Origin of the sequence: Paenibacillus sp. HJGM_3 (assembly GCF_045062745.1) — a bacterium.
Taxonomy (GTDB): Bacteria; Bacillota; Bacilli; order Paenibacillales; family NBRC-103111; genus Paenibacillus_AA.
Genome location: NZ_JBJGED010000006.1, coordinates 73,621 through 95,778 on the forward strand (window position 1 = coordinate 73,621; position 22,158 = coordinate 95,778).

Sequence of the window (22,158 nt, forward strand, 5' to 3'; positions counted from 1 at the left end):
TTTCTTTGATTCAAGCAACTCACGCTGTCTTCTAGCTCTGCGGAATTTCATCATGAGTAGGACAGCGTTAAAGATCGCTTGTTCTGAGGGTTTATTCAGCTCATTGACAATAAATGTTGGTTGTTTCTGAGCCGCTGATCTATGTTCTTTCCGCAACAGGGCACCGCCTTTCCGTTGTTTGCCGACAATGGTTTGGTTAAAATAAAAACCTTCCTACATCAAGGTTCTTGTTTATACATAATTGATAAATACCTTTGAAAAGCTTGCCGCCGCCATTCTTCTTACCCTTAATGACACGGTGAAGATATGAGTATTCCACACCTAAATTATCAGCAAGCTTTGGAATACTCCATTGCTCTGTATCTGCCAGGAGAAGTAACTCTTCTATGTTGACATTCAATTCGTATCACCCCTTTCATTGTCTGCTGACAATAGTTATACTATCATGTCCACAGACAATAGTCAACCACTTTTATTGTTTGTAGGCAATGATAAATTGTGCCGCAATATTGCCCGTAGACAACACCTATTGTAAGATGGAATCAGAGGTGGTTTTGTCATGGAATTTGATAAAGAAGCTTTCTCAAAACTCCTTGAGTTATCGAAGGGGAAGCGATCGATAAATAAATATGGTTCTGATGCTGGCGTCGATCCTGGTTATATTTCTAGATTACTGCGCTGCCTAGTTGATACTCCTCCAAGTGCTGCAATAATTAGTAAGCTTGCTGACAAAGCTCACCACAACATAAATCGTGAGGATTTTATGAAAGCAGCTGGCTACTTAGAGGGCGAAAAGAGTAACATCAACCAGGATGATTATGAGGTCGATCCAAATATTAATGTGGCTTACCTCGGCGGAGTAAAACATGAACTAACACCTGAAGTCGCTCGCAGGCTTAAAGAGGATATTGAGCTCTTTAAACGCTTAAAGGAGCAGCATCACCAAGATAACGTAAAATAATACAAATAGCCCTTACTGGGCTATTATTTTTAGACTATAATACGAACATACATTCCTATATTTCGTGATTCAGGAGATGATCATCATGGATTTGTCACTATATAGGCTGACTGAAATTGAACAATGGGTAAATCAGAAATACATTGAAAATGGAATTAAATACGCATCAGACATGGACCTAGATCGAATCGCATCTATCTTCAATTCAGTTATTCACCCAACAAAAGATGTTACTCGGGCCATTTATGATCACGATTTATTCGGTTTGGTATTACTTAATTCTTTTCATTCAGCAAAAAAACAACGATTAAATTTTTTCCATGAACTCTGCCATATACTGCGCCATTCCGGGGATCAGAATAAAATGCCAAAATCCTTTGTCGATCTCCAAGAAGAACAAGCAACGTGCTTTCAAAACTATGCTGCACTCCCGGTATTTCTCCTAGAACAATACAACTATATACAGGATCGTAAAATCTACATAAAAACTCTTGCTGACGATTTTTCACTTCCTCTATCTTTCGTCGTTCAGCGTATTGAGCAAATCGAACGCAGAATTCTACAAGCTATGTTAGATCGTGAACTTGTTGAATTGTCTACTCCAGCTAAGGTAGAATTCGACTACTATCCAGAAACTCACCGCATCCTCGCACAACTATATAGACAGATAAGTCTAAAGGGGGCCTCCGGCCGTGGCTAAACTAAAACTTGTATATGATGAGGACGGCGATATACCGCAAGCTATGGCTATTAGTTTTAGAGCGGGAAAAATGCAATGGGACAAACAATCCTTGTATATCAACATTCTGTCCCCTGTTAAAAAACATTCATTTGACGAATTTGGCGATCTTCCCGTTTACTCGGTTTTTTTAGAGGATCTTACTGTTAATGCTCTACGACCTAATTGCTTCGGTATTGATGTGAATTCCGTACGCTCACGATACTCGATTTCCGAGTCCACAAATACCGATCCAATCCATTTAGTGGTCCGGCTAACTGATGTAGAAGATGTCTTACTTATTGATTTAAGAACTCATTTTTATTGGGAGGTAGCTGCTCAATGAAGATACTAAAGACCTTACGCGTCGGAATTTACGCAAGGGTAAGCACGGAGGAACAGGCAAAAGAAGGTTTTTCAATAAGCGCTCAACGCGACCGTAATGCTGCGTTTGTTCAGTCGCAAGGATGGGAGATCCATGACTTTTATATCGACGAGGGACAGTCTGCTAAGGATACGAATAGACCAGAATTGCAGCGGTTGCTTGGAGATGTCGCCGAAAAGAAAATAGACATTGTGTTGGTGTTTCGGCTGGACAGATTGACGAGATCGGTGCTTGACCTTTATAAGTTACTGGAGACATTCGACAGGCACGGAGTGGCCTTCAGGAGTGCCACAGAGGTCTATGATACCACTAGTGCGATCGGAAGGCTGTTTATCACACTTGTGGCCGCTCTGGCTCAATGGGAGCGTGAGAACCTTGGTGAACGTGTCTGGTACGGCATGGAGCAGATGGCTAAGGAAGGTAAGCGACCGGGCGGAACGGTCAACTATGGTTATATAAGCGACAATGGCCTGCTTATTCCGGCAGAGTCTCAGGCAGCGGTTATTCGAATGATATATAATCTGTACGAGCGGAATATCGGTATTCGTGATATTCAAAAGCAGCTCGTCGACGGAGGGTACCCACCACCCCGTAGTCATTGGTCGCCGACCACGATCAATCATATTCTTCGTAATCCTGTGTATGTGGGCAAGCTGCGATGGAATTACCGTTCGAGAGCCGGTAAGACGGGCGAAGAGTTTACAGTTCAAGGTGGACATACACCGATTATCAGTCAAGAACAATATGACCGTGTGCAGGGCTTGCTGGATAAACGTAAGATAATGGAGCCGGTGGCCGCAACAAGCGACTACATTTTCTCTGGAGTCGTCTTCTGCTCACGATGCGGGTACAAGCTGTCAGGAACCAGCCGGAAATATGTAACGAAGCGCACAAAGTATTATTCTTGCATTAATCGAATGCACAATAATCGTTGTGACCTCCCATATCTCCAGGAAGAATGGATCGAAACCGCATTTCTTGACAAAATAAGTTCCTTCTCGCTACAAACGGACTCCATTTCGAGGCTCGAAGTTGCAGCCAGCAAAGAAGATGACAATGAGGACGATGCAGTTCAACGCGTAGAGGAATTGAATAAAGAACTGGAAAGGGTACGTGCTCGAAAGAAAAGGTTCCAACTCCTTTACGTGGATGAAGAGATATCCAAGTCTGACTATTTGGAGCGAAACAAAGAGCTAACCACGGAAGAGGAACAACTTTCCCGTATGATCCAGGAAATTGTAATTCCGGATGAATCGATTAGTCGCGAAACAGAGTTAATTGAAACCCTGATGAACTATGCGGAAATGTATGGTACACTCGATACAGGCGAACGTAAGACCATCATTCAAGAAATGGTTCTAAGCATTCGAGTGGATGCACATAAGGACCAGGAAAAACGTGACAAACCCTCGTTATCGCTGGAGATTCAATACAATTAGGTGGAATAGTTGACCATGTCGGTACTGTACTACACGGGAGAGCAACGCACTCGTAATGCGTAGGTCGGAGGTTCGACTCCTCTCATCAGCATAGCATCACCCCCATAACAGCGCGGCTACTCGATAACGAGGCGTCGTGCTGTTTTATTATGCCCTTGCCACGTCAATTTGTGGGTTGTTTTACATAGGAAAAAGAAGCCTTGCGGCTTCTTTTTGTTGATGTATAGGTTACGGACTGAAGGAGATGTTACAGAGGTTGAAGTTGATCAACCATTAACGAGTAGCACGGCCTGCAAGGGATTGCTCAGCGATTTGCACGAGTGTCTTGGTGATTTGACCACCAACCGAGCCGTTTTGACGAGAAGAAGTTTCAGCTCCCAGGTTTACGCCCAAAGTAGTAGCAGCTTCCATCTTCAGTTGGTCGATCGCGCTTTGGCTTTGCGGTACCAGAAGGGTGTTGTTGTTGTTTCTTGCCATTTGTAACTCACCTCCTTCCTTGCTAATGTGATAGTATTTTGACGCGAAAGCGGGATTCGTATGCATGGTTATCAAAAAGTATTTTTTTCCAGTATTTTGATCCTCCGTCCGCGATGTGCGCATCGGGGAACGCTGTGGTACAATGAGGCCAGAACACGGGCAGGAGGCACAAATGGAGATTACGAAAATTTCCCCGCGCAAAATCTATGAAGAAATCGCCGACCAAATCAAACAGCAAATCGTAAGCGGCCGCCTGCAGCCGGGGCAAAAGCTTCCCTCCACCCGCGAGCTGACCGAGAGCTACCAAGTAGGCCGATCGACGATGCGGGAAGCGCTCAGCATGCTGAAGGCGATGGGGCTGATCGAGATTCGCCAAGGAGAAGGCTGCTTCGTCCGGGCGATGGATGACCGCGAGCTGGACGTGCCGCAGTTCGAGCACCTGTTCACGAGCAAAGAAGCGATCTTCGACCTGCTGGAAGCGCGCAAGGCGCTGGAGACGGCCAATGCCGGACTCGCCGCCGCCAAGCGGGACGACCAAGATCTGCAGCGGTTGGAAGCGATTCTGGCGGACATGGACAGCGAGCTCGGGACGGAGGCGGTCGGCGAGAAGCAGGACATGCGGTTCCACATGGCGCTGGCCGAAGCGACCCACAATCCGATTATGGTCAAGCTGCTGCAGACGATCTCCGCCCAGGTCGAGGTGACGATCCGCGAGACGCGGCGGCTGCAGCTGTACCGCAACAAGTCGCTGACCCGGCGATTCTGGCTCGAACACCGGGCGATCTATGAAGCGATTCGAGACCGCGACGCCGTACGCGCGCAAGCCGAGATGGGCGATCACCTCTACTATGTCGAAGAGCAAATTCGCGAATACATGAACCGGAATGACCCAAAAGGCCCGAAGGCGTGAAATGAGCGGAAGCGATTTCACTCCGAAATGCCTCTTTTCAAATCGTCAGTTGTCTGATAACCTGATAATATGCATAAATGGCCGGCCGCTACTACCCTCGTCCGGCACCCATCCCACACAAATAAGGTGATCTCATGAAGGTGTCTCTATTCATCACGTGCCTCGCGGATCAGCTGTATCCGGAAGTCGGCGAGAGCGTCGTGCGCCTGCTCCACCGGTACGGCTGCGAGGTCGATTTCCCGGCGCTGCAGACGTGCTGCGGCCAGCCGGCCTTCAACAGCGGCTACCAGGATGAGGCTCGCGAGGTGGCCCGCCAATGGATTCGCGCATTCGAGCGCAGCGACTACATCGTCTCCCCCTCCGGCTCCTGCACCGGCATGGTGCACCACTATTATCCGGATTTGTTCCAAGCGGAGCCCGAGTGGAAAGCCAAGGCCGAGGCACTGATCGAGCGCACGTATGAGTTCTCGCAATTTCTAGTTCAAGTGCTGGGCATCACCGATCTGGAAGCGAAATTCCCGCACAAGGTCACGTACCACCCTTCCTGCCATGCCATGCGGCTGCTGGGCGTTCGCGAGGAGCCCCTGGCCCTGCTGAACCGCATAGAGGGCATGGAATTCGTCGAGCTGCCCCGCAAGGACGATTGCTGCGGCTTCGGCGGGACGTTCGCGGTTAAAATGGCGGATATGTCGGAAGCTATGGTATGTGAGAAAGCGTCGTGCGTCTGCGAGACGGGCGCGGAAGTTCTGGTCGGCACCGACATGGGCTGCCTCATGAACATCCAGGGCCGGCTGAACAAAGAGGGCAAGCCGATCCGGGTCATGCACCTGGCCGAGCTGCTCGAGGAAGGAGTGAAGGCGCGATGACGACGCATACGGGGAAGGATCCCGAGCTGGAGCTGATCGGCAGCGGGCTCAAGAAGCGAACGGAGATCGCCCTGGACGACCATTTCTTGCGCAAAGCGGTGGCCTTCACGACCGATAAGCTGAAGACGGGCAAGCTGAACGCAACGGCCGAGCTGGGCGACTGGGAGACGTGGCGGGAGCGTGGACGCGCCATCCGCCAGCATGTCGTGTCCCACCTCGACTATTACTTGTCCCAATTCGCGGACAATGTGGCGAAGGCCGGGGGGCACGTCCACTTCTGCCGGACCGGCGAAGATGCGGTTCAGGCGTTCCTCGGCATCGCGAAGCGTCACGAGGCCAAGCTCGTCGCCAAGGGCAAGTCGATGGTGTCCGAGGAGATCCACCTTAACCACCGGTTGGAGGAGGTGGGCATCGAGGCGATCGAGACCGACCTGGGCGAATACATCCTGCAGCTGGCGCGCGAGACGCCGTCGCACTTGATCATCCCGGCGATCCACAAGAACAAGCAGCAGATCGCCGACATCTTCGGCGAGGAGGCCGGACGCGAGTTCCCGCCGGAGACGAAGCCGCTCGCGGCGTATGCCCAGCAGCGGCTGCGCAATTATTTCCTCGAGGCCGACATCGGCCTCACCGGGTGCAACTTCGGCATCGCCGAATCCGGCACCGTGACCCTCGTGTCCAACGAGGGCAACGCCCGGATGGTGTCGACGCTTCCGAAGGTGCACGTGGTGGTCATGGGGATGGAGCGCCTCGTGCCCACGTTCGCCGACGTGGAGGTCATGCTGAACCTGCTGGCGCGCAGCGCCACCGGGCAGAAGCTGACGACGTACACGTCGTTCGTCACCGGCACGCGCCGCGAGGGCGACCTCGACGGGCCGGAGGAGCTGCATGTGCTCATCCTGGACAACGGCCGGTCCGCACAGCTCGGCGACCCGGTGTTCCAGGAGGTGCTGCACTGCATCCGCTGCGCGGCGTGCCTGAACGTGTGCCCGGTGTACCGCCACGTCGGCGGGCATACGTACGGCTCGGTATACAGCGGCCCGATCGGGGCCGTGCTGACGCCTCTGCTGCAGCAGGACATGAAGGAAGCCGGCCAGCTCGCCTACGCCTCCAGCCTATGCGGAGCGTGCTATGAGGCGTGTCCGGTGAAGATCCCGCTGCATGATATGCTCGTGCAGCTGCGGAACCGCAAGGTGAAGCTGGGGCTGACGCCGGCGCTCGAGAAGCTGGCGTTCAAGATGTACGCCACGACGTTCGGCAACGTGAAGCTGTACCGTACGGCTACGAAGGCGGCGTACTACATGCAGATGCCGCTCGTGCGGCAAGGCTCGATTCGCAAGGGCATCGGCCCGCTAACCGGGTGGACGCAGTCCCGATTCATGCCGATGAAGCCGAAGCAATCGTTCCGCGACCGCTGGGAAGCGCTTCAGCTGGAGCTGCAGCAACAGGGGCAGGCGGCGCACGCGGGCGCCCAGCCTGAGAAGGAGGAATCGCGATGAGCGGGGAGCGCACACTTTCATCTACCTCTTTGAATTCATCGTCGTCTACGCCGCCAGGACGCCCTCACGCCGGGCCCGGGACGATTCAAGGGCGCGAGGCGTTTATCGGCCGGCTGGCCCAGCAGTTGGGCCGCCCAGCGCCCCTAACCGAGCCTCCGGCGCGTACCGTCACCGGCGTGCCGGAGCACTATGCCTCGATCCGTCTCAGCGAAGAGGAGCGGATCGAGCTGTTCACCCGCAGCTGGACGGCGCTGACGGGCCGGGTGTGGGTCGTCTCCGCCGCCGAAGCGGCGGAGGCCATCCCGGCGCTCGTGCGCGAAGTGTGCGCCGAGCTGCAGATCGACCGGGTGACCCGTTGGGAGCACCCGGACTTGACCGCCCTGCCCCTCGACGCAGCGCTCGAGGGTGCGGGCATCGCCGTCGTGCCGTGGCGGCCCGACGGCGCAGACGCCGCTGGCGCCCCGGGGGCGCCAGCGGCAGACGCGGCGGCTCGCCCGGCGAGCCGCTGGAGCGCGCGCAGCCCGCTGCTGCAAGCCGCCGAGCGCTGCCGCCTCGGCGTCGTGTGGGCGGACTACGCGCTCGCGAATACGGGCACGCTCGTGCTGCAGGCGCACGGCGGCCGGGGCCGCTCGGTCAGCCTGCTGCCCGAGGCCTTGTTCGCCGTGTTCCACGCCGACAAGCTCGTGACGCGGATGGGCGAAGCGCTGGCCGCCATCCGCGAGCAATACCCGGACGCGGCGGGTTTGCCGTCCTCCATCAACCTCGTCACCGGACCGAGCCGCAGCGCCGACATCGAGAACGACCTGACGATCGGCATCCACGGACCCGGAAAAGTGTTCGCCGTTATTGTCCAATCGTGACGCATCGACTATACTGGGGTACATGATCTCATTTTTTTACTAGCCGAAAGGGGATTTGGAATCATGAAATTGGTAACGATTCAATCGCAGCAGGGCGCTCAGTTGGGCGTCCTGACCGGCGAAGGCATCCTGAATGTGCCGGAAGCGCTGGCCGTCGTCGCCGACGCGAACGCGCCTCGCACGACCCATCAAGTGATCGAAGGCGGCGCGAGCGCCCTGCAAGCGCTTCAGAGCTATGTCGAGCGCGCCCTGGCGGCCGCTCCGGCCGACAAAGCGAAATTCATCAAGCCCGAATCGGACATCGCCTTCGGCCCGTCGGTACCGAAGCCGAGCAAAATTATTTGCGTCGGCCTGAACTACCGCCGCCACGCGGAAGAGACGAATGCGCCGATCCCGGCATCTCCGATTTTGTTCAACAAATTCGACAACACGCTGACCGGCCACCTGTGTGACATTCCGCTGCCCCGGACGTCGTCCAAGGTCGACTATGAGGTCGAGCTGTGCATCGTCATCGGCAAGCAAGCGAAGTATGTAGAGAAGGCCGACGCCCTCGATTACGTCTTCGGCTATACTGTCGTGAACGACATCTCGGCCCGCGACCTCCAAATGCGTACGTCCCAATGGCTGCTCGGCAAGAGCTGCGACGGGTTCAGCCCGCTCGGCCCTTACCTCGTCTCCGCGGATGAGGTCGGCGATCCGAACAACCTGAACTTGAAGCTCAGTGTGAACGGCGAGGTGCGCCAAAACTCCAATACGTCAGACATGATCTTCCATTGCGACGAGATCGTCAGCTACATTTCCCAGCACATGACGCTCTATCCGGGGGACATCATCCTGACGGGAACGCCGGAGGGTGTCGTGCTCGGCTATCCGGAAGACAAGCAAGTGTACCTGAAAGCCGGCGACGTCATGACGGTCGAGATCGAGAAGCTCGGCGTGCTGACGAACCGAATGGTGAGCGAATAAAAAACACAAAACAACCTCTGGAGCGCTTCAAAAACTCCAGAGGTTGTTTGTTGTTCCGTGGATCGACCAGAATGGGTTCGCTAACGGATGCGGATTCATCGCGCACTATAGAAGCGATAGCCATTTTTGCCCTGCTCCTTGGCCTCGTACATCGCCTGGTCCGCGTGCTTGATGAGCTGCTCCGCCGAATCGCCGTCGTCCGGGTACATCGCGATGCCGATGCTCGCCGTGACGAACGTCGACTGCTCCCGGTACCGGAACGGGATGGCGATGTTCGCCATCATCCGCTGCGCCGCCGTCTCCGCCTGCTCGCGCGTCGTATTGGGCAGCAGGACGATGAACTCGTCGCCGCCCAGGCGGGACACCGTGTCCGTCTCCCGGACGCTCTGAGCGAGCCGCTGGGACAGCTCCTTGAGCAGCATATCCCCCACGGCGTGACCGAACGAGTCGTTCACGTGCTTGAAGCCGTCCAGGTCGATGAACATCACGGCTACGAGCAGCTCATATGACCGGGCCGTCTCCAGGGAGGAGATGACCAGCTCGCCCAGGAGATTCCGGTTCGGCAGTCCGGTCAGCCCGTCATAGTAAGCCATCTGCTCGACCGATTGCTCCAACCGCTTCTTCTCGGTGACATTCCGTGCGATCGTCAGGATAAACGACTTGCCATTATCTCGGACCCGGATGGAGTTCGCTTCAATATCCACCGGTGCCCCGTCGAACCCACGAATCCGGATCTCGATGGGGCCGGCCTTGTCTTCGGCGCTCTCAATGGAGCGCAGCCACGCGCCAATCTCGTCCCGGCGACCCTCTTCCACCCAGTCGTAGAGGGAGCGGCCGACGAGATAGGTGTTGTCCGGCACACCGGTCAGCCGAACCGTCGCTTCGTTCGCGAACAGGACGATGCCGTCCCGGTGGGCGAAGATCGCCTCCGGGGAGCTGTCGACGAGGCGGCGGTACCGCTCCTCGCTCTCCTTCAGCGCGGCCTCCGTTTGCCTGCGAACCGTAATATCCCGGATATAGACGGTATATAACGGACGACCCTGCAGGCGAACCCGGCTGATCGTCACCTCGATCGGGAAGTCATAGCCGTCGGCATGAACGCCATAGGTCTCGAAGCGTCTCTCCCCTTCTCCACTGCTCGTCTGCACCAGGAATTCCACCGTCCTTCCGGCCTTCGACGGCTCCGGGAACACGATGAACTGCTCCAAGCCCCGGTACAGCGCGCGCGCTCGGCTGATCCCGAATGCGGCCTCCGCCGACGGGTTGAATTCCGTCACCCGCCCCTCTGCGTCGACCAGCAGAATGCAATCGATCGCGGACTCCAGAATCGAGCCGTTGAATGCGATCTGCTCCGCCAGCCGCTTGTCCGCCATATAAGAGCCGATCAGCACGATCTGCTGCACCATGATCGTGGCGATCGTCACATAGACCGCGAGCACCGAACGATCGGTCGTCACGATCGAGCTGCCTGTCTCGCTGTACGCCGGGGTGAAGCTTGCCGCCGCCATGCCCGTGTAGTGCATGCCTACGATGGCGCCGCCCATGATGACTCCGCTGCCGAGCTTGGCCCAATGCAAGAACAAGGGGTGGTCGTCCCCGAAGCGGAAGGACAGCAAGAGGGCGGAGAGCGATGCCGCGATGGCGATGAGGATCGACAGCGCCACCAGGCTCGGCGAATACTGCGTCGCGACCCCTACCATGGCCGCCATGCCGATATAATGCATCCCTGCGATCGCGGCTCCCATGAAGCCGGCACCGATGAGGATACGCTTCCAGCTGAAGGCGGAACGGCTCCCGGCATACAAGCCGCCGAGCGACGCCAGAATGGCGACGAGGATCGAGACCCCAACGTGCAGCAAACGGTAGGTGACCGGAACCGTCAAGTCGAGCGCCAGCATGGCGATGAAATGCATCCCCCAAATGCCGACGCCCATAGCCGTCGCCCCGCTGATCAGCCAGGCCGTGCTTCTCCACCCCTCGGCCATCTTCACCCGCCTCGCCATGTCCAGCGCCGTGTAGGACGCCATCACCGCGATCATGAACGACAAGACAATGAGCGCAATATTATAACTCCCTTCCAAATGAGTAGGATTCATTAGGCATCCATCCAATCTATCGAGATTTCATAGAATCGGTCCGCTAGATCCGGCACCTCCGGCCGCTATCGCATGCTCGGTAGGGCAAGTACGAACGGCTCAACTTATGTATATGCGCGCTGGGAGTCGATTGTACCAGTTCGATGGCTCGATCTGCTAGATTTGGCGAAGTGGATGCTAGAAAAGCACGGCCCAACACAAACAGCCTCCCCTAATCGCGAGAAGAAGCTGCGCGCTTGAGAGAGGCTCAGAAACCCCACAAAGTGACGTGGGCCTTTGAAGCTTATTCCTATTACTTTGCGGGGACCCCGGGATTAAAGGCTTACAGCTCGAAGGAGCTCTTGAGCGAAACGATCCGGTTGAAGGCGATGTTGCCTTCCTTCGTATACTTGGGATCTACGTTGAAATACCCGTGACGGAAAAACTGGAATTTGTCCTGCGGCTCGACGTCCTGCATCCCCGGCTCAATGTAGCCTTGGACGATCTCGAGCGAATTCGGGTTCAGCCGTTCCTTCAGATCGGCTTCGTCATCCACGTCTTCTTTCACCAGCGACTCGAACAAGTAGAACTTCGCCGACACCGCCTGGCTAGCTTCAACCCAGTGGATCGTCCCCTTGACCTTGCGGCCGGTGAAGCCGGTCCCGCTCTTCGTCTCGGGATCGTAGGTGCAGCGCAACTCGACGACGTTGCCGTCCTCGTCCTTGATCACTTCTTCGCACTTGATGAAATAGGCGTGCTTCAGGCGTACCTCATTGCCCGGGAAGAGCCGGTGATACTTCGCAGGCGGATTCTCCATGAAATCGTCCTGCTCGATGTAGATTTCCCGGGAGAACGGAATCGTGCGACCGCCCATCTCCGGATTCTCCGGGTTGTTCTCCGCCTCCAGCGGCTCCACTTGCCCTTCCGGGTAGTTCGTAATCACGACCTTGAGCGGCCTCAGCACCGCCATCGTACGCGGAGCCTTCAGCTTCAGGTCCTCACGGATGAAGTGATCCAGCATGCGGGGATCGACGATACCGCCCGTGCTCTTCGAGACGCCGGTCTCCCGGCACAGCTCGCGTATCGCCTCCGGCGTTACTCCCCGGCGGCGCAAGCCCGACACGGTCAACAGACGCGGGTCGTCCCAGCCGTCGACGAGCCCTTCTTCCACGAGCTGGCGCAAGTAGCGCTTGCCCATGATCGAATGGTCCAGGATCATCTTGGCGAATTCATATTGGCGCGGCTGCGCTTCGAACTCGCACTCGCGGATGACCCAATCGTACAGCGGCCGATGGTCTTCGAACTCCAGCGTACAGATGGAGTGCGTCACGCCCTCAATGGCGTCCTCGATCGGGTGGGCGTAATCGTACATCGGGTAGATGCACCATTTGTCCCCCGTGTTGTGGTGATGGGCGTGCGCAATCCGGTACAGCACCGGATCCCGCATATTGATGTTCGGCGAGCTCATGTCGATCTTGGCCCGCAGCACCATTTGCCCGTCCTGGAACTCGCCCTGACGCATCCGCTCGAACAAAGCCAGGTTCTCCTCGACCGACCGGTTGCGGTATGGGCTGTCCTTGCCCGGCTCGGTCAACGTTCCGCGGGTTTCCCGGATCTGCTCCGCCGTCAGCTCGCATACGTAAGCTTTCCCCTTCCGGATCAGCAGGACCGCGCGATTGTACATTTCGTCGAAATAATCGGACGCGAAAAACAATTGCTCCCACTCGTACCCGAGCCAGGCTACGTCCTCTTTGATCGATTGCACGTACTCCACGTCTTCCTTCAGAGGGTTCGTATCGTCGAACCGCAGATGCGTCCGGCCGCCGAACTCGTCCGCCATGGTGAAGTTCAGCCAGATCGATTTGGCGTGTCCGATGTGCAAGTACCCGTTCGGTTCAGGCGGGAAGCGCGTGACGACCTGCTGTACTCGGCCTTCGTTCAGATCGTCGGCGATGATCGTTTTAATAAAATTGGACGATGTCGGTTTCGTTTCCATGTTCCGGGCCTTCCCCTCTTCAAAATGAATATACCCTCTATCATACACCAAACAATTGGCAAATATAAAGAGGAAGGCCGGTCGAATCGGTTACCGCGCGGGGCCTTGCATTACGACATCTCCAGCCGTTCCATGTCCATGCAAATTTCGTGCAGCCATTCCGTGTCATTCGTCATGGAAGCAATAAGCGACAAGTTGGCGTACTGCGCCGCCTTCCACACATACGCCGCGTTGGCCGCGAGACAATGCTGCTGCTCCAGCGCTTCCGCGGTCGTCAGTGGACGGCTCTGCTCAATGATCCACAGTTCGGCCAGCCTTTGGTGAATCGCTTTTACCTTCATCGTCCTCTCCCCCTCTCAAGAAACCCCACAAAGTTACGTTGGTCTTCGGAGCTTATTCACATTACTCTGCGGGAGTATCCAGCGTATTTACGCTTTCTACTACCATCTTCGCCAGCAAGGGGAAGGCCTAAACGCCTATTTGTAGGTTATCATGCGACGATACATCGTTTTGTCCTTCAGTCTCTTGAACAGCGACCGCGCCGGAGCGAAATTCGCTTCGATAATCCAGATGCGGCCGTTCCGATCCACACCGAAATCAATGCCCACATTTTTGATAAAACGATACTTGGGGTGTAGCGTACGGATTGTCTGGATGGAGATACGCTCCAGGGCGGAAGGGATCGAGCCGATTTTCGCGGACGGGACGCCCGAACGCTTCAGTCCGTCACGGAGCGGTAGGACATACCCGCCGCTTCGCGCCGTATTGGTGATGATATACCCGGCTCCGCCTACCTTGATGAGCGACCCGGTTACTTTCCAATCGGAAGCCTTGAGATGCCGCTGCACCATGACCCGAATATCGAACAAGCGGCCCTTGACCTTCGCCAGCTGAATTCGATCCTGGATGATATACCTCCGCTTGATGCGCGAGCCCACCCGCTTGTACAACGCATCGAGGCGCCGCACCTTCTGGACCGACCGTCCGGCCTGCAGCTCAAACCCTTTGCGGGTCCTCCTCACGAGCATGACCCCATGTCCGCCCGAAGAGTCGGCCGGCTTCAGAATAAGCTCCTTCGCTCCGTTCACAGCCCGTTTCAGATTGGATGCGTTGAACGGCATCGTCTTCGGCAAATGCCGCCGCAGTGCCGGATTCCTGCGCATAACCTGGTATTTGCTCCACTTGCTAAACATTCTCATGTACCAAGACCCCTCCCGGAACGTGCTGCACAGCCTAAAACCATGGACTTGTCATTGTGAGCAGTATATGTGGGGGGGCTTGGTCGAGCAACATAGGAGCAGGCCCGAATGGCGGCCCGTTTCGGTTCCTTCTTCCGCTTACTTCGTGCAGATCAATAGTCCGGAGTCTTTCGTAATCCGGTTATAGCCTCCCTCGGATCGCTTGCTTTCCAGAAAGGAAATAAACGCAGGGAAGACGCCCCGGTCGAGCAAAGCATCCTTCAACTGCGGACCGATGGAAAAGATGAATTCCGCCAAGTGCAGCACATCGGTCACTTCCAAATGGCTTTCAAACCGCTTGAGCTGAATGCGCCCGAAGTACGGTTCGAGCTTAGCGGTCGCAGTCTCAAGACCAAAATGGTCTGAATTGCCCGGCTTGGCGAAAGGCAGATTGTCGTCGAATTCCGCCACCCATTCGAAAATTTCTTGAAGGTGGGCATGACCGTTCGTCGAGGCGTACAGAGTGCCGTTTTCCTTCAATACGCGGTGAATTTCCTGAAACGCCAAGGACAGATCGGGCACGTGATAGAGCATATGGTTGGCGATCGCTACATCGAAGGAGGCATGCTCGAGTCCGGTCCTTTGAATGTCGATCACTTTGAAATCCATCTGCTCGGACTCGCCCAGGTTTTGTCTCGCTTGCTCCAGCATGCCCTCAGACCCGTCGGTCAGTGTAATGGTCCAATCCGGCTTGACTTTCGCTCTGTTCTTCTTCCATAACACCCCCGACCCGCAGCCGAACTCGATGATGTTCGCCCGGTCGCCGACCTGCATCTGGTCGAACACCCATTCATGCCAGTCCCCGTTGCTCTTCGAGTACAGGTCGTGCACAGCGATTCGAAGATCCAGCTTCTCCGCATTGTTGTACTGATCCTTCACATATTCGTCGGAATTGGTTAACATGACGATTCGATCCCTCCTTCCCTTATTTGTCGGAAAGAATACGGCCGTGGATTACAGCTTGGCGCTCACCACGAAGACGACCGATACAACAAGGATCGCCGTAACGAACATCGAAGCGGCGAACCGGGATACACTGGCCGCGGGCCTTGCACCTCCCGCATCATGAACTACGGCTGTATTGGATGACGCCAGCTTCTTCAGCATCCGCCGTCCGAGGAGGGACAACCCTATAATGGACAGCAGGATGATCATGCCGCCTCCTCGCTCCATGTAGACCATCCAGAACGGCTTGTCGCCATCGCCCAGCCCGAGCTTCATGATCATGAAGCCTCCGCTGGCGAGAACGACGAACGCGCTCGGATGCGTAAGGATGTTGAACGCTTTGACCGTCTTGCGAAGCAGCCCGTTCCCGGCCTCCGTGCCGAGCTGCGGCTTGAGGAGCAGCAGCATGATGCCGATCGCGACAAGGGAACCAAGCCAGACCGCCATCCCGAATAAATGCAAAAACAATAAAAAGCCGAACATACCATCATTCCTCCCAAATCATTGACATTAGTCACTGTCCAATTAGTCACGCGTGACTATTGAGACGTGAAAAGTATCCCACCTTTTGACCTCCTAGTCAAGCGTGACTATAATGGGAGTATTGCTGGGCCGAAGGGAATGTGACGAATGGATGAACGCGAGCTGTTGATTCTGGGGCTCTTGATGACGCAAAGCCAGCACGGCTACCAGATCAACGATTTTATAGAGCGGAATTTGGGCCGGGTCTCGGACATGAAGAAGGCGACCGCCTATTCCCTGCTCAAGCGGTTGAACCAATCCGGGTATGTGGAAGTTTCCGTGGAGCAGGAAGGCAATCGGCCCCCGCGCCAAGTGTATTCGATCTCGACGGAAGGCGAAGCCCGCTTCTACGCCTTGCTGCACGAAGCGCTCGCCTATACGGAGGATCTCACTCCGACGGGGGATATCGGGCTGCTGTTCCTCGACCATCTCCCGCTGCCGGACGTAATCCGCGACCTGCGGTTGCGGGTGGAGAAGCTGGACGCGCTGCTCGGCCTGTACGACCGTACGCCCAAGCATGGCAACGGCCTCGGTGTCGACCTGTCCATCGAGCACCGGGTCCATCTGATGCGCGCGAACCGCGAGTGGCTGCTCACGACGATCGACCGGCTGAGCCAGTAGCGGCGACAATCTGCCGTTATGCCGCATAAACCCAGCCAGAAATCGGCATTTCGCCGTTACGTCTGGACACACATACGAAGCCGTCCTGACGGACGGTCCTTGGCGTAGGCATTCAGTTTGACGCACGGGGAGGGCAGGCAGATGGGTTCCGACCGCTGCCCAAAATTCGGCATGAGAGGGAATTTCTCCACCTTTTCGATGGATAAGCCGCCGGATTGGCTCCATGAAGAGGAATTTCTCCCCCTTTTTCTATTGAAATCCGTCCAATCGGGGCTTTCGCTTGGAAAGAGAGGGAGGTTTTCCCTTTGATGCCGCCGGAAGTCGTAAAATCGGCCCAATGAGAGGGAGGTTTTCCCTCTCAGCTAAGAGCAAAGTGAGTACAAGCCTCACCCTAATGCCGTTCAGGGGCCCGTAGTCGGTCATCGGATTCCGGAACTCGCTTCCACCCAAAACACTTATCAATTCTAGTATGTCAAAAAAAACCCGGCGCGTGCGCCGGGTTTTTCATGAAAAGGATTCTTACAGCTTAATTACGTTCTCGGCTTGAGGACCACGGTTGCCTTGAACTACGTTGAACTGTACGCGTTGACCTTCGTCAAGCGTCTTGAAGCCTTCGCTTTGAATAGCGGAGTAGTGAACGAATACGTCGCTGCCGCCTTCAACTTCGATGAAGCCGAACCCTTTCTCTGCGTTAAACCATTTAACTGTTCCTGTTTGCATTGTGCAAACCCTCCAATACATTTTTTTAACATGTAAACCTATTTACCTGGGTAGCAAATAAAAAATTCACACATTGGAAAAGGTTCCATACCGATCCGATGACAACCTTTTACAATATGTGAATTAGGCTCTCGTAGCGATCGTGTTCATCATAACACAACAAAACCGGAATAGCAAATCCAATTTGCATACGGTTACAAAAATCTATTCCCTCTTCCGATCCGCTTACGTTTGTTCGGCCCGCTGCATGGCCTTTAGCGCTTCCCGCTTGCTTAGCGGGGCGAGCGGGTGTTTCGCCACGAAGTCTCGCACCGTCTCCGGAGCGGTCTTGGAGTATTCCCGCAGCGCCCAGCCGATCGCCTTTTGCAGGAAAAATTCCTGGGAGCCGGAGCACCTCATTATTAGTTCGAACAAAAGCGACACATCGGTGTTCGTCTTGTACTTCAATTGGAACAATATCGCGGTGCGCTGCAGCCATATGTTCCCGCTGTTTGACCAGGCATCGACGGTCGGCATGATCAGGTCCGGATAGCGGGCGAGCAAGTGCCCGACCAGGTTGGAGGCGAGCGCATCGACCGTATCCCACCAGGATTTCGTCGTGATCAGTTCGGCATACAAATGAATTCGCGTGCGAGGCGCGCCTCCTCTCAACCGGGTGAGCAGGGTGAGGGCCGCATACTGGTACTCCCGCTCAGGGAGGAGCCATAACTCGCGAACGACGGTCTCCGCCTCCTCCTGTCTCGGCAGTCCGTGCCGCTCCAAAAACGTACGGACGGTTGCGTTCAGCATCGGCGCAGGCAGACCCAGGAACTCGAACTGATCGCGCATATAGCGTTTCATCGCGACCGCCCGCTCTGGGTCGGCCTCCGCTTCCATCGCTAATTCCAGGGCGGCGACGTAGGCTTTGTACATGGCCATGGGAGCCTCCTCCTGTGGGAATCAATCACCTTAACCGTATTCGACCCGGTGCCCGCTATCTCCTGCCGTTACTTCTTCCCCGCCTCGAGCGCCGACTGGATGACGCGGTTAACCGCCTGGACGTCTATCGCAGGAATAGGCCCGTCTTGTACGCCGTACTTCTCCTTCAGCTTGGCGATGCGATAGATGCTCGCCTCCAGCCGCTTCTCCGACAACGTTCCGTTTTGTACGGCTCCTTTCAGTGCTTGGAGCACCGCCTTCTGCTGCTCGTAATCATGCCCGACGAGCAGGATATCGCTGCCCGCCTGCACCGAGCGGACGGCGGCATCGCCAATGCCGGCATGCTTCGTGATGCCGCCCATCGTCATGTCGTCGGTGATAACGACGCCGTCGAACTTCAGCTCGCCTCGCAGCAGGTCCGTGATCACCTTTGGCGACAGTGTGGCCGGATTCGTCTCGTCCAGCTTCGGCAGCAGCAGGTGCCCGACCATCACGGCATCGGCCTGCTGCCGGATCGCCTCGGCGAACGGCTTCAGCTCGAAGGCGCGAAGCGCGTCCAGGCTCTTCGGGATGACCGGCAATTCCAAGTGCGAATCGACGGATGTGTCGCCGTGGCCAGGGAAATGCTTCACGACCGGGACGACCTGCTTAGACTGAATGCCCTTCAGCACCTGGATGCCGTGTTGAATGACAACGTCCGGGGTCGCGCCGAAGGAACGGTCGCCGATCACCGGATTGTTCGGATTGTTGTTCACGTCCAGCACCGGGGCGAAGTCCATATTGAAGCCGAGCGAACGCACCTCCTCGCCCAATGCTTGGCCAATCAGATTCGAATAAGTCGGTTTGTTCGTCTTGCCGACCTCGTGCATGGTCGGAATCTTCACATACTCCGCGGGGAATCGGTCGACCCGTCCGCCCTCCTGGTCGACGCTTAGCCAGAGCGGGAACGGGTTCGCCCGGTTTTGTTCCTTCAGTTGGGTGAGCAGCGCCCGCGTCTGCGCCGACCCGGTGATGTTGTCCTTATACAGAATAAAGCCGGTCACCTTGTACGTGTCGATCATTTCCCGGGCGTGGGCCTGCATCGAAGTTCCCTCCAAGCCGACGAGAACCATCTGCCCGATCTTCTGGTCCAGCGTAAGCTTCGCGATCCGATCGAGCAGCGGGTCCTGCGGGACCGGCGTCGCGGTAGGCTTCGCGGTGCCGCTTACGGTCGGCGTCGGCGTCGCCGGTGAGGGACTCGGGGTTCCGGAAGCGCCACCGTTCGAGGAACGGCCGCAACCGCTCATGGCGAGCCCGGTCAGGAGCAGGAGTAAGCCTGCGCGCCTGATGGCTGGGAATGCACGTAGTTTCATGATGTTGATCTTCCTCCTCTGGGTGCAATGGGGTGCAAGTTCCCCCACTTTCATATTCTCCATTCTCGCCCAGACCCAGGCGATCGATTCCATAGTCAAGGCGCACCCCTTCTGATAAGATAAGGGAATGAACAAAATTATTTGGATGGGCTGCTTATCTTACTTGACGATAGGACTGGCGCACGTAGTCGTCGGTCCGATCCTGGATCCCTTGATCCGCCATTACGGAGTGGACTACAACGACGGCGGACAGCTGATCATGAACCAGTTCTTCGGCTTCCTCGTCGGGGTGCTCGTGTCCCCTTGGCTGTTGCCCCGGCTAGGCCGGCGCCGTACGCTCCTGCTCGCGCTCGGTTGTCTGACCGTGGCCGAGACGATCTACAGCTTCCTCCCACCATGGGGGATTATGTTAACGGTCGGCCCTGCAGCCGGATTCGGCTTCGGGATGGTCGAATCGGTCATCGGAGCGATGATCCTGGCCTTCCTCCTGGAGCGGAAAGCATCGGCCATGAGCCGTCTGGAAGTGTTCTTTGGGCTGGGGGCGCTCGCGATGCCGGGCGTGGCCGCATTGCTGCTGCAGCAAGGGCAATGGGCGTTGTCGTTCCCCGTAGTGGCCGCGCTGTCCGGCCTTACTTGGCTGCTCTGGCTGACGCTGTCGTTCGGGACGGACGCCGATCGGATGCTGCGGGAGAAGGGCCGGCCCGGCGCTCCGGCGAATGCCGCGAGCGATGCGGCATCGGCGGCAACAGCTGCGCCAAGTCAGAGTCGAGCGGGCATCCTTCTGCTCGCAGCCGGCTCGGTGTTCTTTTTCCTGTACGTGGGGACCGAAATGAGCTTCGCCAACTACATGCCTTCGATTCTGCACACCCACACCGGCGTCAGCGAATCGGCCTCCGCCTTGGCGGTCAGCTTATTCTGGGGCGCGATGGCGGCGGGGCGGTGGATGATCGCGCCGGTGGCGGACAACCTCCGCCCTTCCCGCTTTCTCATCCTCACGAGCTTGGGGACGGCGGTCAGCCTTGTGCTGCTCCCGCTTACGACGTCGATCCCGATTAGCTTCGCCCTCATTCTCATCCAGGGGTTGATCATGGCCGGGATGTTCACGATGGGACTCGTGTTCATGAATAACGCGCTGCCGGGTACGGAAGAACGAACGACCAGCATTCTCGTTGCCTGCGGCGGCCTCGGGGGCGCCCTGCTCCCCAAGCTGACCGGCATCATGATGGACCGTTTCTCCCCGACGGCGTCGGTATGGCTCATGGCCGGCGGAGCGGTCGGCATGCTGCTCGTAACGGGCCTCGCCATTAGGTTCGCCCGATCGGCCCGAACGATTCGAGGAGGCCGCCTTCCGGACGGCGAAGCAAAAGTTTCTGGTATAAATGGCTAATTTTCTCGTATACTAAACATGTCCTTGGTGAGCTGCCCGAATGGGCAGTTCTTTTCCATTACCCGTCTATGCCGGAATGGCAGCAGGCCGAAGGAGGAACATGACTTTGTACTACTCGAAAAAGAACGTGGAAGAAGTGCAACAAGAGGAAACGAACGTGTGGTTGTGCAGTACCCCGGGCTGCTCGTGCTGGATGCGCGAGAACTTTTCCTTTGTCGATACTCCACTCTGTCCGCTCTGCAAGTCTGAGATGGTCAAGGACATGAAGATGCTGCCCGCCTTAGTAAACAACACCCGGCGCTCCTAGCCGGCCCGCCTATCTCTTACTCGCACAGGAGGACATGACGGACGAAACGGCCCTTGCGCACCTCGCACCGATCCGCGATCCGTAACCCGACTCGTTCGGCCGGCTGGTCGATCGGCTGGGTCGAGATGAGCACAGCCCGCCTCGCGAACCGGCGAACCGCCGTCAACAGCTCCAGCTGATCCAACTCGGACAGTACCGAACACAGATTATACGGCAGATCGACGATGGCCGCATCATACGATTCGGTCACCTCCCGCATGTCGCGCAGCGTCACGACGTCGGGGTAGCCGAAGTGAGCCAGATTGTCCCGGGCGCCCTCGACCGCGAGCGGATTCACATCGCAACCGGTCGCCGCGAAGCCCATCGATAGCGCTTCGATTAGCACGGTTCCCATCCCGCAGCAAGGGTCGATGACCCGGATCCCTTGCGGGCGGGGAGCCGCGATATTGCAGACGGCTCTAGCCACCCGGGTGGTTAGGGCCGTTGAATATTGACGGGGTTTATCTCGGTGCTGCAGCCACACCGCCTCATTATCGACGATGAGGCCCAGCCGCCAGCTCCCGTCCGCTGTGCGAACGACACCGTAACGGCGTTCGGGTGTCCGCATCTCCGCTTTACCTCGCACATTCGCCCCGATCAGCCGCTCGATCGCCCGCTCCTCTTCATACACGATTGGAACGTCTCCCCCATTGCCTGCGTATTGAATTTTGAACGTAGCGCCTCCCAGCTCCAGCGACTTCGCTTGCTCGGCCAGCTGCTCCAGCGTGTCTCCCGCCAGCTCGACCGTTATGCGCTGCTTGACGAAAGGACTCCGGCTCGGATCCTGCTCGACGGGGCTCACGACGAGGCCTCTATGCGGGTCGGACCCGAACAACTGCTTGAATTCCAGCCGGCATAACGCCTGCTCATCCTCGTGGCAAGCGTATGTATACACATATTCGGAAGCGGGGTTGTTTTTAGGCTGCACGGTTCATTCCTCCGGATCCAGAGCTTTTT

General features: G+C 56.6%; 24 protein-coding genes. 12 read left to right on the plus strand and 12 right to left on the minus strand.

The window, feature by feature from the left end:
* Nucleotides 1-196: 196 nt before the first annotated feature.
* Nucleotides 197-400 carry a hypothetical protein gene (locus ACI5FR_RS08825; RefSeq protein ID WP_405453194.1) on the minus strand — a complete coding sequence of 68 codons (204 nt, stop codon included), beginning with the start codon at nucleotides 398-400 and terminating at the stop codon, nucleotides 197-199.
* Nucleotides 401-559: 159 nt separating this feature from the next.
* Here ACI5FR_RS08825 and ACI5FR_RS08830 point away from each other — a divergent pair, with 159 nt between their 5' ends.
* The 4 genes from ACI5FR_RS08830 to ACI5FR_RS08845 all read left to right on the plus strand — a co-directional run bounded on the left by ACI5FR_RS08830 (nucleotide 560) and on the right by ACI5FR_RS08845 (nucleotide 3,503).
* Nucleotides 560-961, plus strand: a complete 402-nt coding sequence (locus ACI5FR_RS08830; protein ID WP_405453197.1) for a hypothetical protein — start codon at nucleotides 560-562, stop codon at nucleotides 959-961.
* Nucleotides 962-1,046: 85 nt separating this feature from the next.
* Entirely contained in the window at nucleotides 1,047-1,661 is a 615-nt protein-coding gene (locus ACI5FR_RS08835) for an ImmA/IrrE family metallo-endopeptidase (protein ID WP_405453200.1), read from the plus strand.
* Nucleotides 1,654-2,025, plus strand: a complete 372-nt coding sequence (locus tag ACI5FR_RS08840) for a hypothetical protein (protein WP_405453202.1) — start codon at nucleotides 1,654-1,656, stop codon at nucleotides 2,023-2,025. Before ACI5FR_RS08835 ends, ACI5FR_RS08840 begins: the two co-directional genes overlap by 8 nt.
* Nucleotides 2,022-3,503: a recombinase family protein gene (locus tag ACI5FR_RS08845; protein WP_405453204.1), complete on the plus strand. Its 1,482-nt coding sequence runs from the start codon at nucleotides 2,022-2,024 to the stop codon at nucleotides 3,501-3,503. The genes ACI5FR_RS08840 and ACI5FR_RS08845 overlap by 4 nt, the downstream gene beginning before the upstream one ends.
* A 273-nt stretch (nucleotides 3,504-3,776) precedes the next feature.
* Here the strand turns inward: ACI5FR_RS08845 and ACI5FR_RS08850 are convergent, their stop codons facing one another.
* Nucleotides 3,777-3,980 (minus strand): alpha/beta-type small acid-soluble spore protein, encoded by a 204-nt coding sequence (locus ACI5FR_RS08850; protein WP_405453207.1) that lies wholly within the window; start codon nucleotides 3,978-3,980, stop codon nucleotides 3,777-3,779.
* Between the two features lie 172 nt (nucleotides 3,981-4,152).
* Between ACI5FR_RS08850 and ACI5FR_RS08855 the strand changes: the two genes are divergently transcribed.
* From ACI5FR_RS08855 to ACI5FR_RS08875, 5 genes are all read left to right on the plus strand, one after another.
* Nucleotides 4,153-4,890, plus strand: a complete 738-nt coding sequence (locus ACI5FR_RS08855; RefSeq protein ID WP_405453210.1) for a FadR/GntR family transcriptional regulator — start codon at nucleotides 4,153-4,155, stop codon at nucleotides 4,888-4,890.
* A 134-nt stretch (nucleotides 4,891-5,024) separates the two neighbouring features.
* Nucleotides 5,025-5,756 carry a (Fe-S)-binding protein gene (locus ACI5FR_RS08860; protein WP_405453213.1) on the plus strand — a complete coding sequence of 244 codons (732 nt, stop codon included), beginning with the start codon at nucleotides 5,025-5,027 and terminating at the stop codon, nucleotides 5,754-5,756.
* Nucleotides 5,753-7,255, plus strand: a complete 1,503-nt coding sequence (locus tag ACI5FR_RS08865; RefSeq protein WP_405453216.1) for a LutB/LldF family L-lactate oxidation iron-sulfur protein — start codon at nucleotides 5,753-5,755, stop codon at nucleotides 7,253-7,255. Before ACI5FR_RS08860 ends, ACI5FR_RS08865 begins: the two co-directional genes overlap by 4 nt.
* Entirely contained in the window at nucleotides 7,252-8,115 is an 864-nt protein-coding gene (locus ACI5FR_RS08870; RefSeq protein ID WP_405453218.1) for a LutC/YkgG family protein, read from the plus strand. Before ACI5FR_RS08865 ends, ACI5FR_RS08870 begins: the two co-directional genes overlap by 4 nt.
* A gap of 63 nt (nucleotides 8,116-8,178) precedes the next feature.
* The gene (locus tag ACI5FR_RS08875) at nucleotides 8,179-9,081 is read left to right on the plus strand and encodes a fumarylacetoacetate hydrolase family protein (RefSeq protein ID WP_405453221.1); all 903 of its coding nucleotides are present in this window, start codon (nucleotides 8,179-8,181) and stop codon (nucleotides 9,079-9,081) included.
* A 95-nt stretch (nucleotides 9,082-9,176) separates the two neighbouring features.
* Here the strand turns inward: ACI5FR_RS08875 and ACI5FR_RS08880 are convergent, their stop codons facing one another.
* From ACI5FR_RS08880 to ACI5FR_RS08905, 6 genes are all read right to left on the minus strand, one after another.
* Entirely contained in the window at nucleotides 9,177-11,177 is a 2,001-nt protein-coding gene (locus ACI5FR_RS08880) for a sensor domain-containing diguanylate cyclase (RefSeq protein ID WP_405453224.1), read from the minus strand.
* A 322-nt stretch (nucleotides 11,178-11,499) separates the two neighbouring features.
* A complete protein-coding gene (locus ACI5FR_RS08885; RefSeq protein WP_405453227.1) occupies nucleotides 11,500-13,152 on the minus strand; it encodes a glutamine--tRNA ligase/YqeY domain fusion protein in 1,653 nt (550 codons plus the stop codon).
* A 110-nt stretch (nucleotides 13,153-13,262) separates the two neighbouring features.
* A complete protein-coding gene (locus tag ACI5FR_RS08890; protein WP_405453230.1) occupies nucleotides 13,263-13,493 on the minus strand; it encodes a DUF7667 family protein in 231 nt (76 codons plus the stop codon).
* Between the two features lie 135 nt (nucleotides 13,494-13,628).
* Nucleotides 13,629-14,351: a YheC/YheD family protein gene (locus ACI5FR_RS08895; protein ID WP_405453232.1), complete on the minus strand. Its 723-nt coding sequence runs from the start codon at nucleotides 14,349-14,351 to the stop codon at nucleotides 13,629-13,631.
* A 138-nt stretch (nucleotides 14,352-14,489) separates the two neighbouring features.
* Nucleotides 14,490-15,293: a class I SAM-dependent methyltransferase gene (locus tag ACI5FR_RS08900; RefSeq protein WP_405453235.1), complete on the minus strand. Its 804-nt coding sequence runs from the start codon at nucleotides 15,291-15,293 to the stop codon at nucleotides 14,490-14,492.
* 51 nt (nucleotides 15,294-15,344) lie between these two features.
* Entirely contained in the window at nucleotides 15,345-15,818 is a 474-nt protein-coding gene (locus tag ACI5FR_RS08905; RefSeq protein ID WP_405453238.1) for a hypothetical protein, read from the minus strand.
* A 147-nt stretch (nucleotides 15,819-15,965) separates the two neighbouring features.
* Between ACI5FR_RS08905 and ACI5FR_RS08910 the strand changes: the two genes are divergently transcribed.
* Nucleotides 15,966-16,478: a PadR family transcriptional regulator gene (locus tag ACI5FR_RS08910; RefSeq protein WP_405453241.1), complete on the plus strand. Its 513-nt coding sequence runs from the start codon at nucleotides 15,966-15,968 to the stop codon at nucleotides 16,476-16,478.
* Nucleotides 16,479-16,997: 519 nt separating this feature from the next.
* On the opposite strand, the gene ACI5FR_RS08915 is transcribed toward ACI5FR_RS08910, so the two are convergent.
* From ACI5FR_RS08915 to nagZ, 3 genes are all read right to left on the minus strand, one after another.
* Nucleotides 16,998-17,198, minus strand: coding sequence for a cold-shock protein (locus ACI5FR_RS08915; RefSeq protein ID WP_405453243.1), 201 nt, complete (start codon nucleotides 17,196-17,198; stop codon nucleotides 16,998-17,000).
* A gap of 225 nt (nucleotides 17,199-17,423) precedes the next feature.
* Nucleotides 17,424-18,116, minus strand: coding sequence for a DNA alkylation repair protein (locus tag ACI5FR_RS08920; protein ID WP_405453246.1), 693 nt, complete (start codon nucleotides 18,114-18,116; stop codon nucleotides 17,424-17,426).
* Between the two features lie 68 nt (nucleotides 18,117-18,184).
* Nucleotides 18,185-19,468 carry a beta-N-acetylhexosaminidase gene (gene nagZ / locus ACI5FR_RS08925; RefSeq protein WP_405453248.1) on the minus strand — a complete coding sequence of 428 codons (1,284 nt, stop codon included), beginning with the start codon at nucleotides 19,466-19,468 and terminating at the stop codon, nucleotides 18,185-18,187.
* A 127-nt stretch (nucleotides 19,469-19,595) separates the two neighbouring features.
* On the opposite strand from nagZ, the gene ACI5FR_RS08930 reads away from it, so the two are divergent.
* Both ACI5FR_RS08930 and ACI5FR_RS08935 read left to right on the plus strand, forming a co-directional pair.
* Nucleotides 19,596-20,855, plus strand: a complete 1,260-nt coding sequence (locus ACI5FR_RS08930) for an MFS transporter (RefSeq protein ID WP_405453251.1) — start codon at nucleotides 19,596-19,598, stop codon at nucleotides 20,853-20,855.
* Nucleotides 20,856-20,961: 106 nt separating this feature from the next.
* Nucleotides 20,962-21,162, plus strand: a complete 201-nt coding sequence (locus ACI5FR_RS08935; protein WP_405453254.1) for a cold-shock protein — start codon at nucleotides 20,962-20,964, stop codon at nucleotides 21,160-21,162.
* 16 nt (nucleotides 21,163-21,178) lie between these two features.
* Here ACI5FR_RS08935 and ACI5FR_RS08940 read toward each other — a convergent pair whose 3' ends face one another.
* Entirely contained in the window at nucleotides 21,179-22,129 is a 951-nt protein-coding gene (locus ACI5FR_RS08940) for a TRM11 family SAM-dependent methyltransferase (RefSeq protein ID WP_405453256.1), read from the minus strand.
* Nucleotides 22,130-22,158: the final 29 nt, after the last annotated feature.

Excerpts from the sequence above, each read along its gene's own strand:
- ACI5FR_RS08830 (WP_405453197.1), top strand. The coding sequence starts at position 560 with ATGGAATTTGATAAAGAAGCTTTCTCAAAACTCCTTGAGTTATCGAAG.
- ACI5FR_RS08835 (WP_405453200.1), top strand. The coding sequence starts at position 1,047 with ATGGATTTGTCACTATATAGGCTGACTGAAATTGAACAATGGGTAAAT.
- ACI5FR_RS08845 (WP_405453204.1), top strand. The coding sequence starts at position 2,022 with ATGAAGATACTAAAGACCTTACGCGTCGGAATTTACGCAAGGGTAAGC.
- ACI5FR_RS08850 (WP_405453207.1), bottom strand. The coding sequence starts at position 3,980 with ATGGCAAGAAACAACAACAACACCCTTCTGGTACCGCAAAGCCAAAGC.
- ACI5FR_RS08855 (WP_405453210.1), top strand. The coding sequence starts at position 4,153 with ATGGAGATTACGAAAATTTCCCCGCGCAAAATCTATGAAGAAATCGCC.
- ACI5FR_RS08860 (WP_405453213.1), top strand. The coding sequence starts at position 5,025 with ATGAAGGTGTCTCTATTCATCACGTGCCTCGCGGATCAGCTGTATCCG.
- ACI5FR_RS08865 (WP_405453216.1), top strand. The coding sequence starts at position 5,753 with ATGACGACGCATACGGGGAAGGATCCCGAGCTGGAGCTGATCGGCAGC.
- ACI5FR_RS08870 (WP_405453218.1), top strand. The coding sequence starts at position 7,252 with ATGAGCGGGGAGCGCACACTTTCATCTACCTCTTTGAATTCATCGTCG.
- ACI5FR_RS08875 (WP_405453221.1), top strand. The coding sequence starts at position 8,179 with ATGAAATTGGTAACGATTCAATCGCAGCAGGGCGCTCAGTTGGGCGTC.
- ACI5FR_RS08880 (WP_405453224.1), bottom strand. The coding sequence starts at position 11,177 with ATGAATCCTACTCATTTGGAAGGGAGTTATAATATTGCGCTCATTGTC.
- ACI5FR_RS08885 (WP_405453227.1), bottom strand. The coding sequence starts at position 13,152 with ATGGAAACGAAACCGACATCGTCCAATTTTATTAAAACGATCATCGCC.
- ACI5FR_RS08890 (WP_405453230.1), bottom strand. The coding sequence starts at position 13,493 with ATGAAGGTAAAAGCGATTCACCAAAGGCTGGCCGAACTGTGGATCATT.
- ACI5FR_RS08895 (WP_405453232.1), bottom strand. The coding sequence starts at position 14,351 with ATGAGAATGTTTAGCAAGTGGAGCAAATACCAGGTTATGCGCAGGAAT.
- ACI5FR_RS08900 (WP_405453235.1), bottom strand. The coding sequence starts at position 15,293 with ATGTTAACCAATTCCGACGAATATGTGAAGGATCAGTACAACAATGCG.
- ACI5FR_RS08905 (WP_405453238.1), bottom strand. The coding sequence starts at position 15,818 with ATGTTCGGCTTTTTATTGTTTTTGCATTTATTCGGGATGGCGGTCTGG.
- ACI5FR_RS08910 (WP_405453241.1), top strand. The coding sequence starts at position 15,966 with ATGGATGAACGCGAGCTGTTGATTCTGGGGCTCTTGATGACGCAAAGC.
- ACI5FR_RS08915 (WP_405453243.1), bottom strand. The coding sequence starts at position 17,198 with ATGCAAACAGGAACAGTTAAATGGTTTAACGCAGAGAAAGGGTTCGGC.
- ACI5FR_RS08920 (WP_405453246.1), bottom strand. The coding sequence starts at position 18,116 with ATGGCCATGTACAAAGCCTACGTCGCCGCCCTGGAATTAGCGATGGAA.
- nagZ (WP_405453248.1), bottom strand. The coding sequence starts at position 19,468 with ATGAAACTACGTGCATTCCCAGCCATCAGGCGCGCAGGCTTACTCCTG.
- ACI5FR_RS08930 (WP_405453251.1), top strand. The coding sequence starts at position 19,596 with ATGAACAAAATTATTTGGATGGGCTGCTTATCTTACTTGACGATAGGA.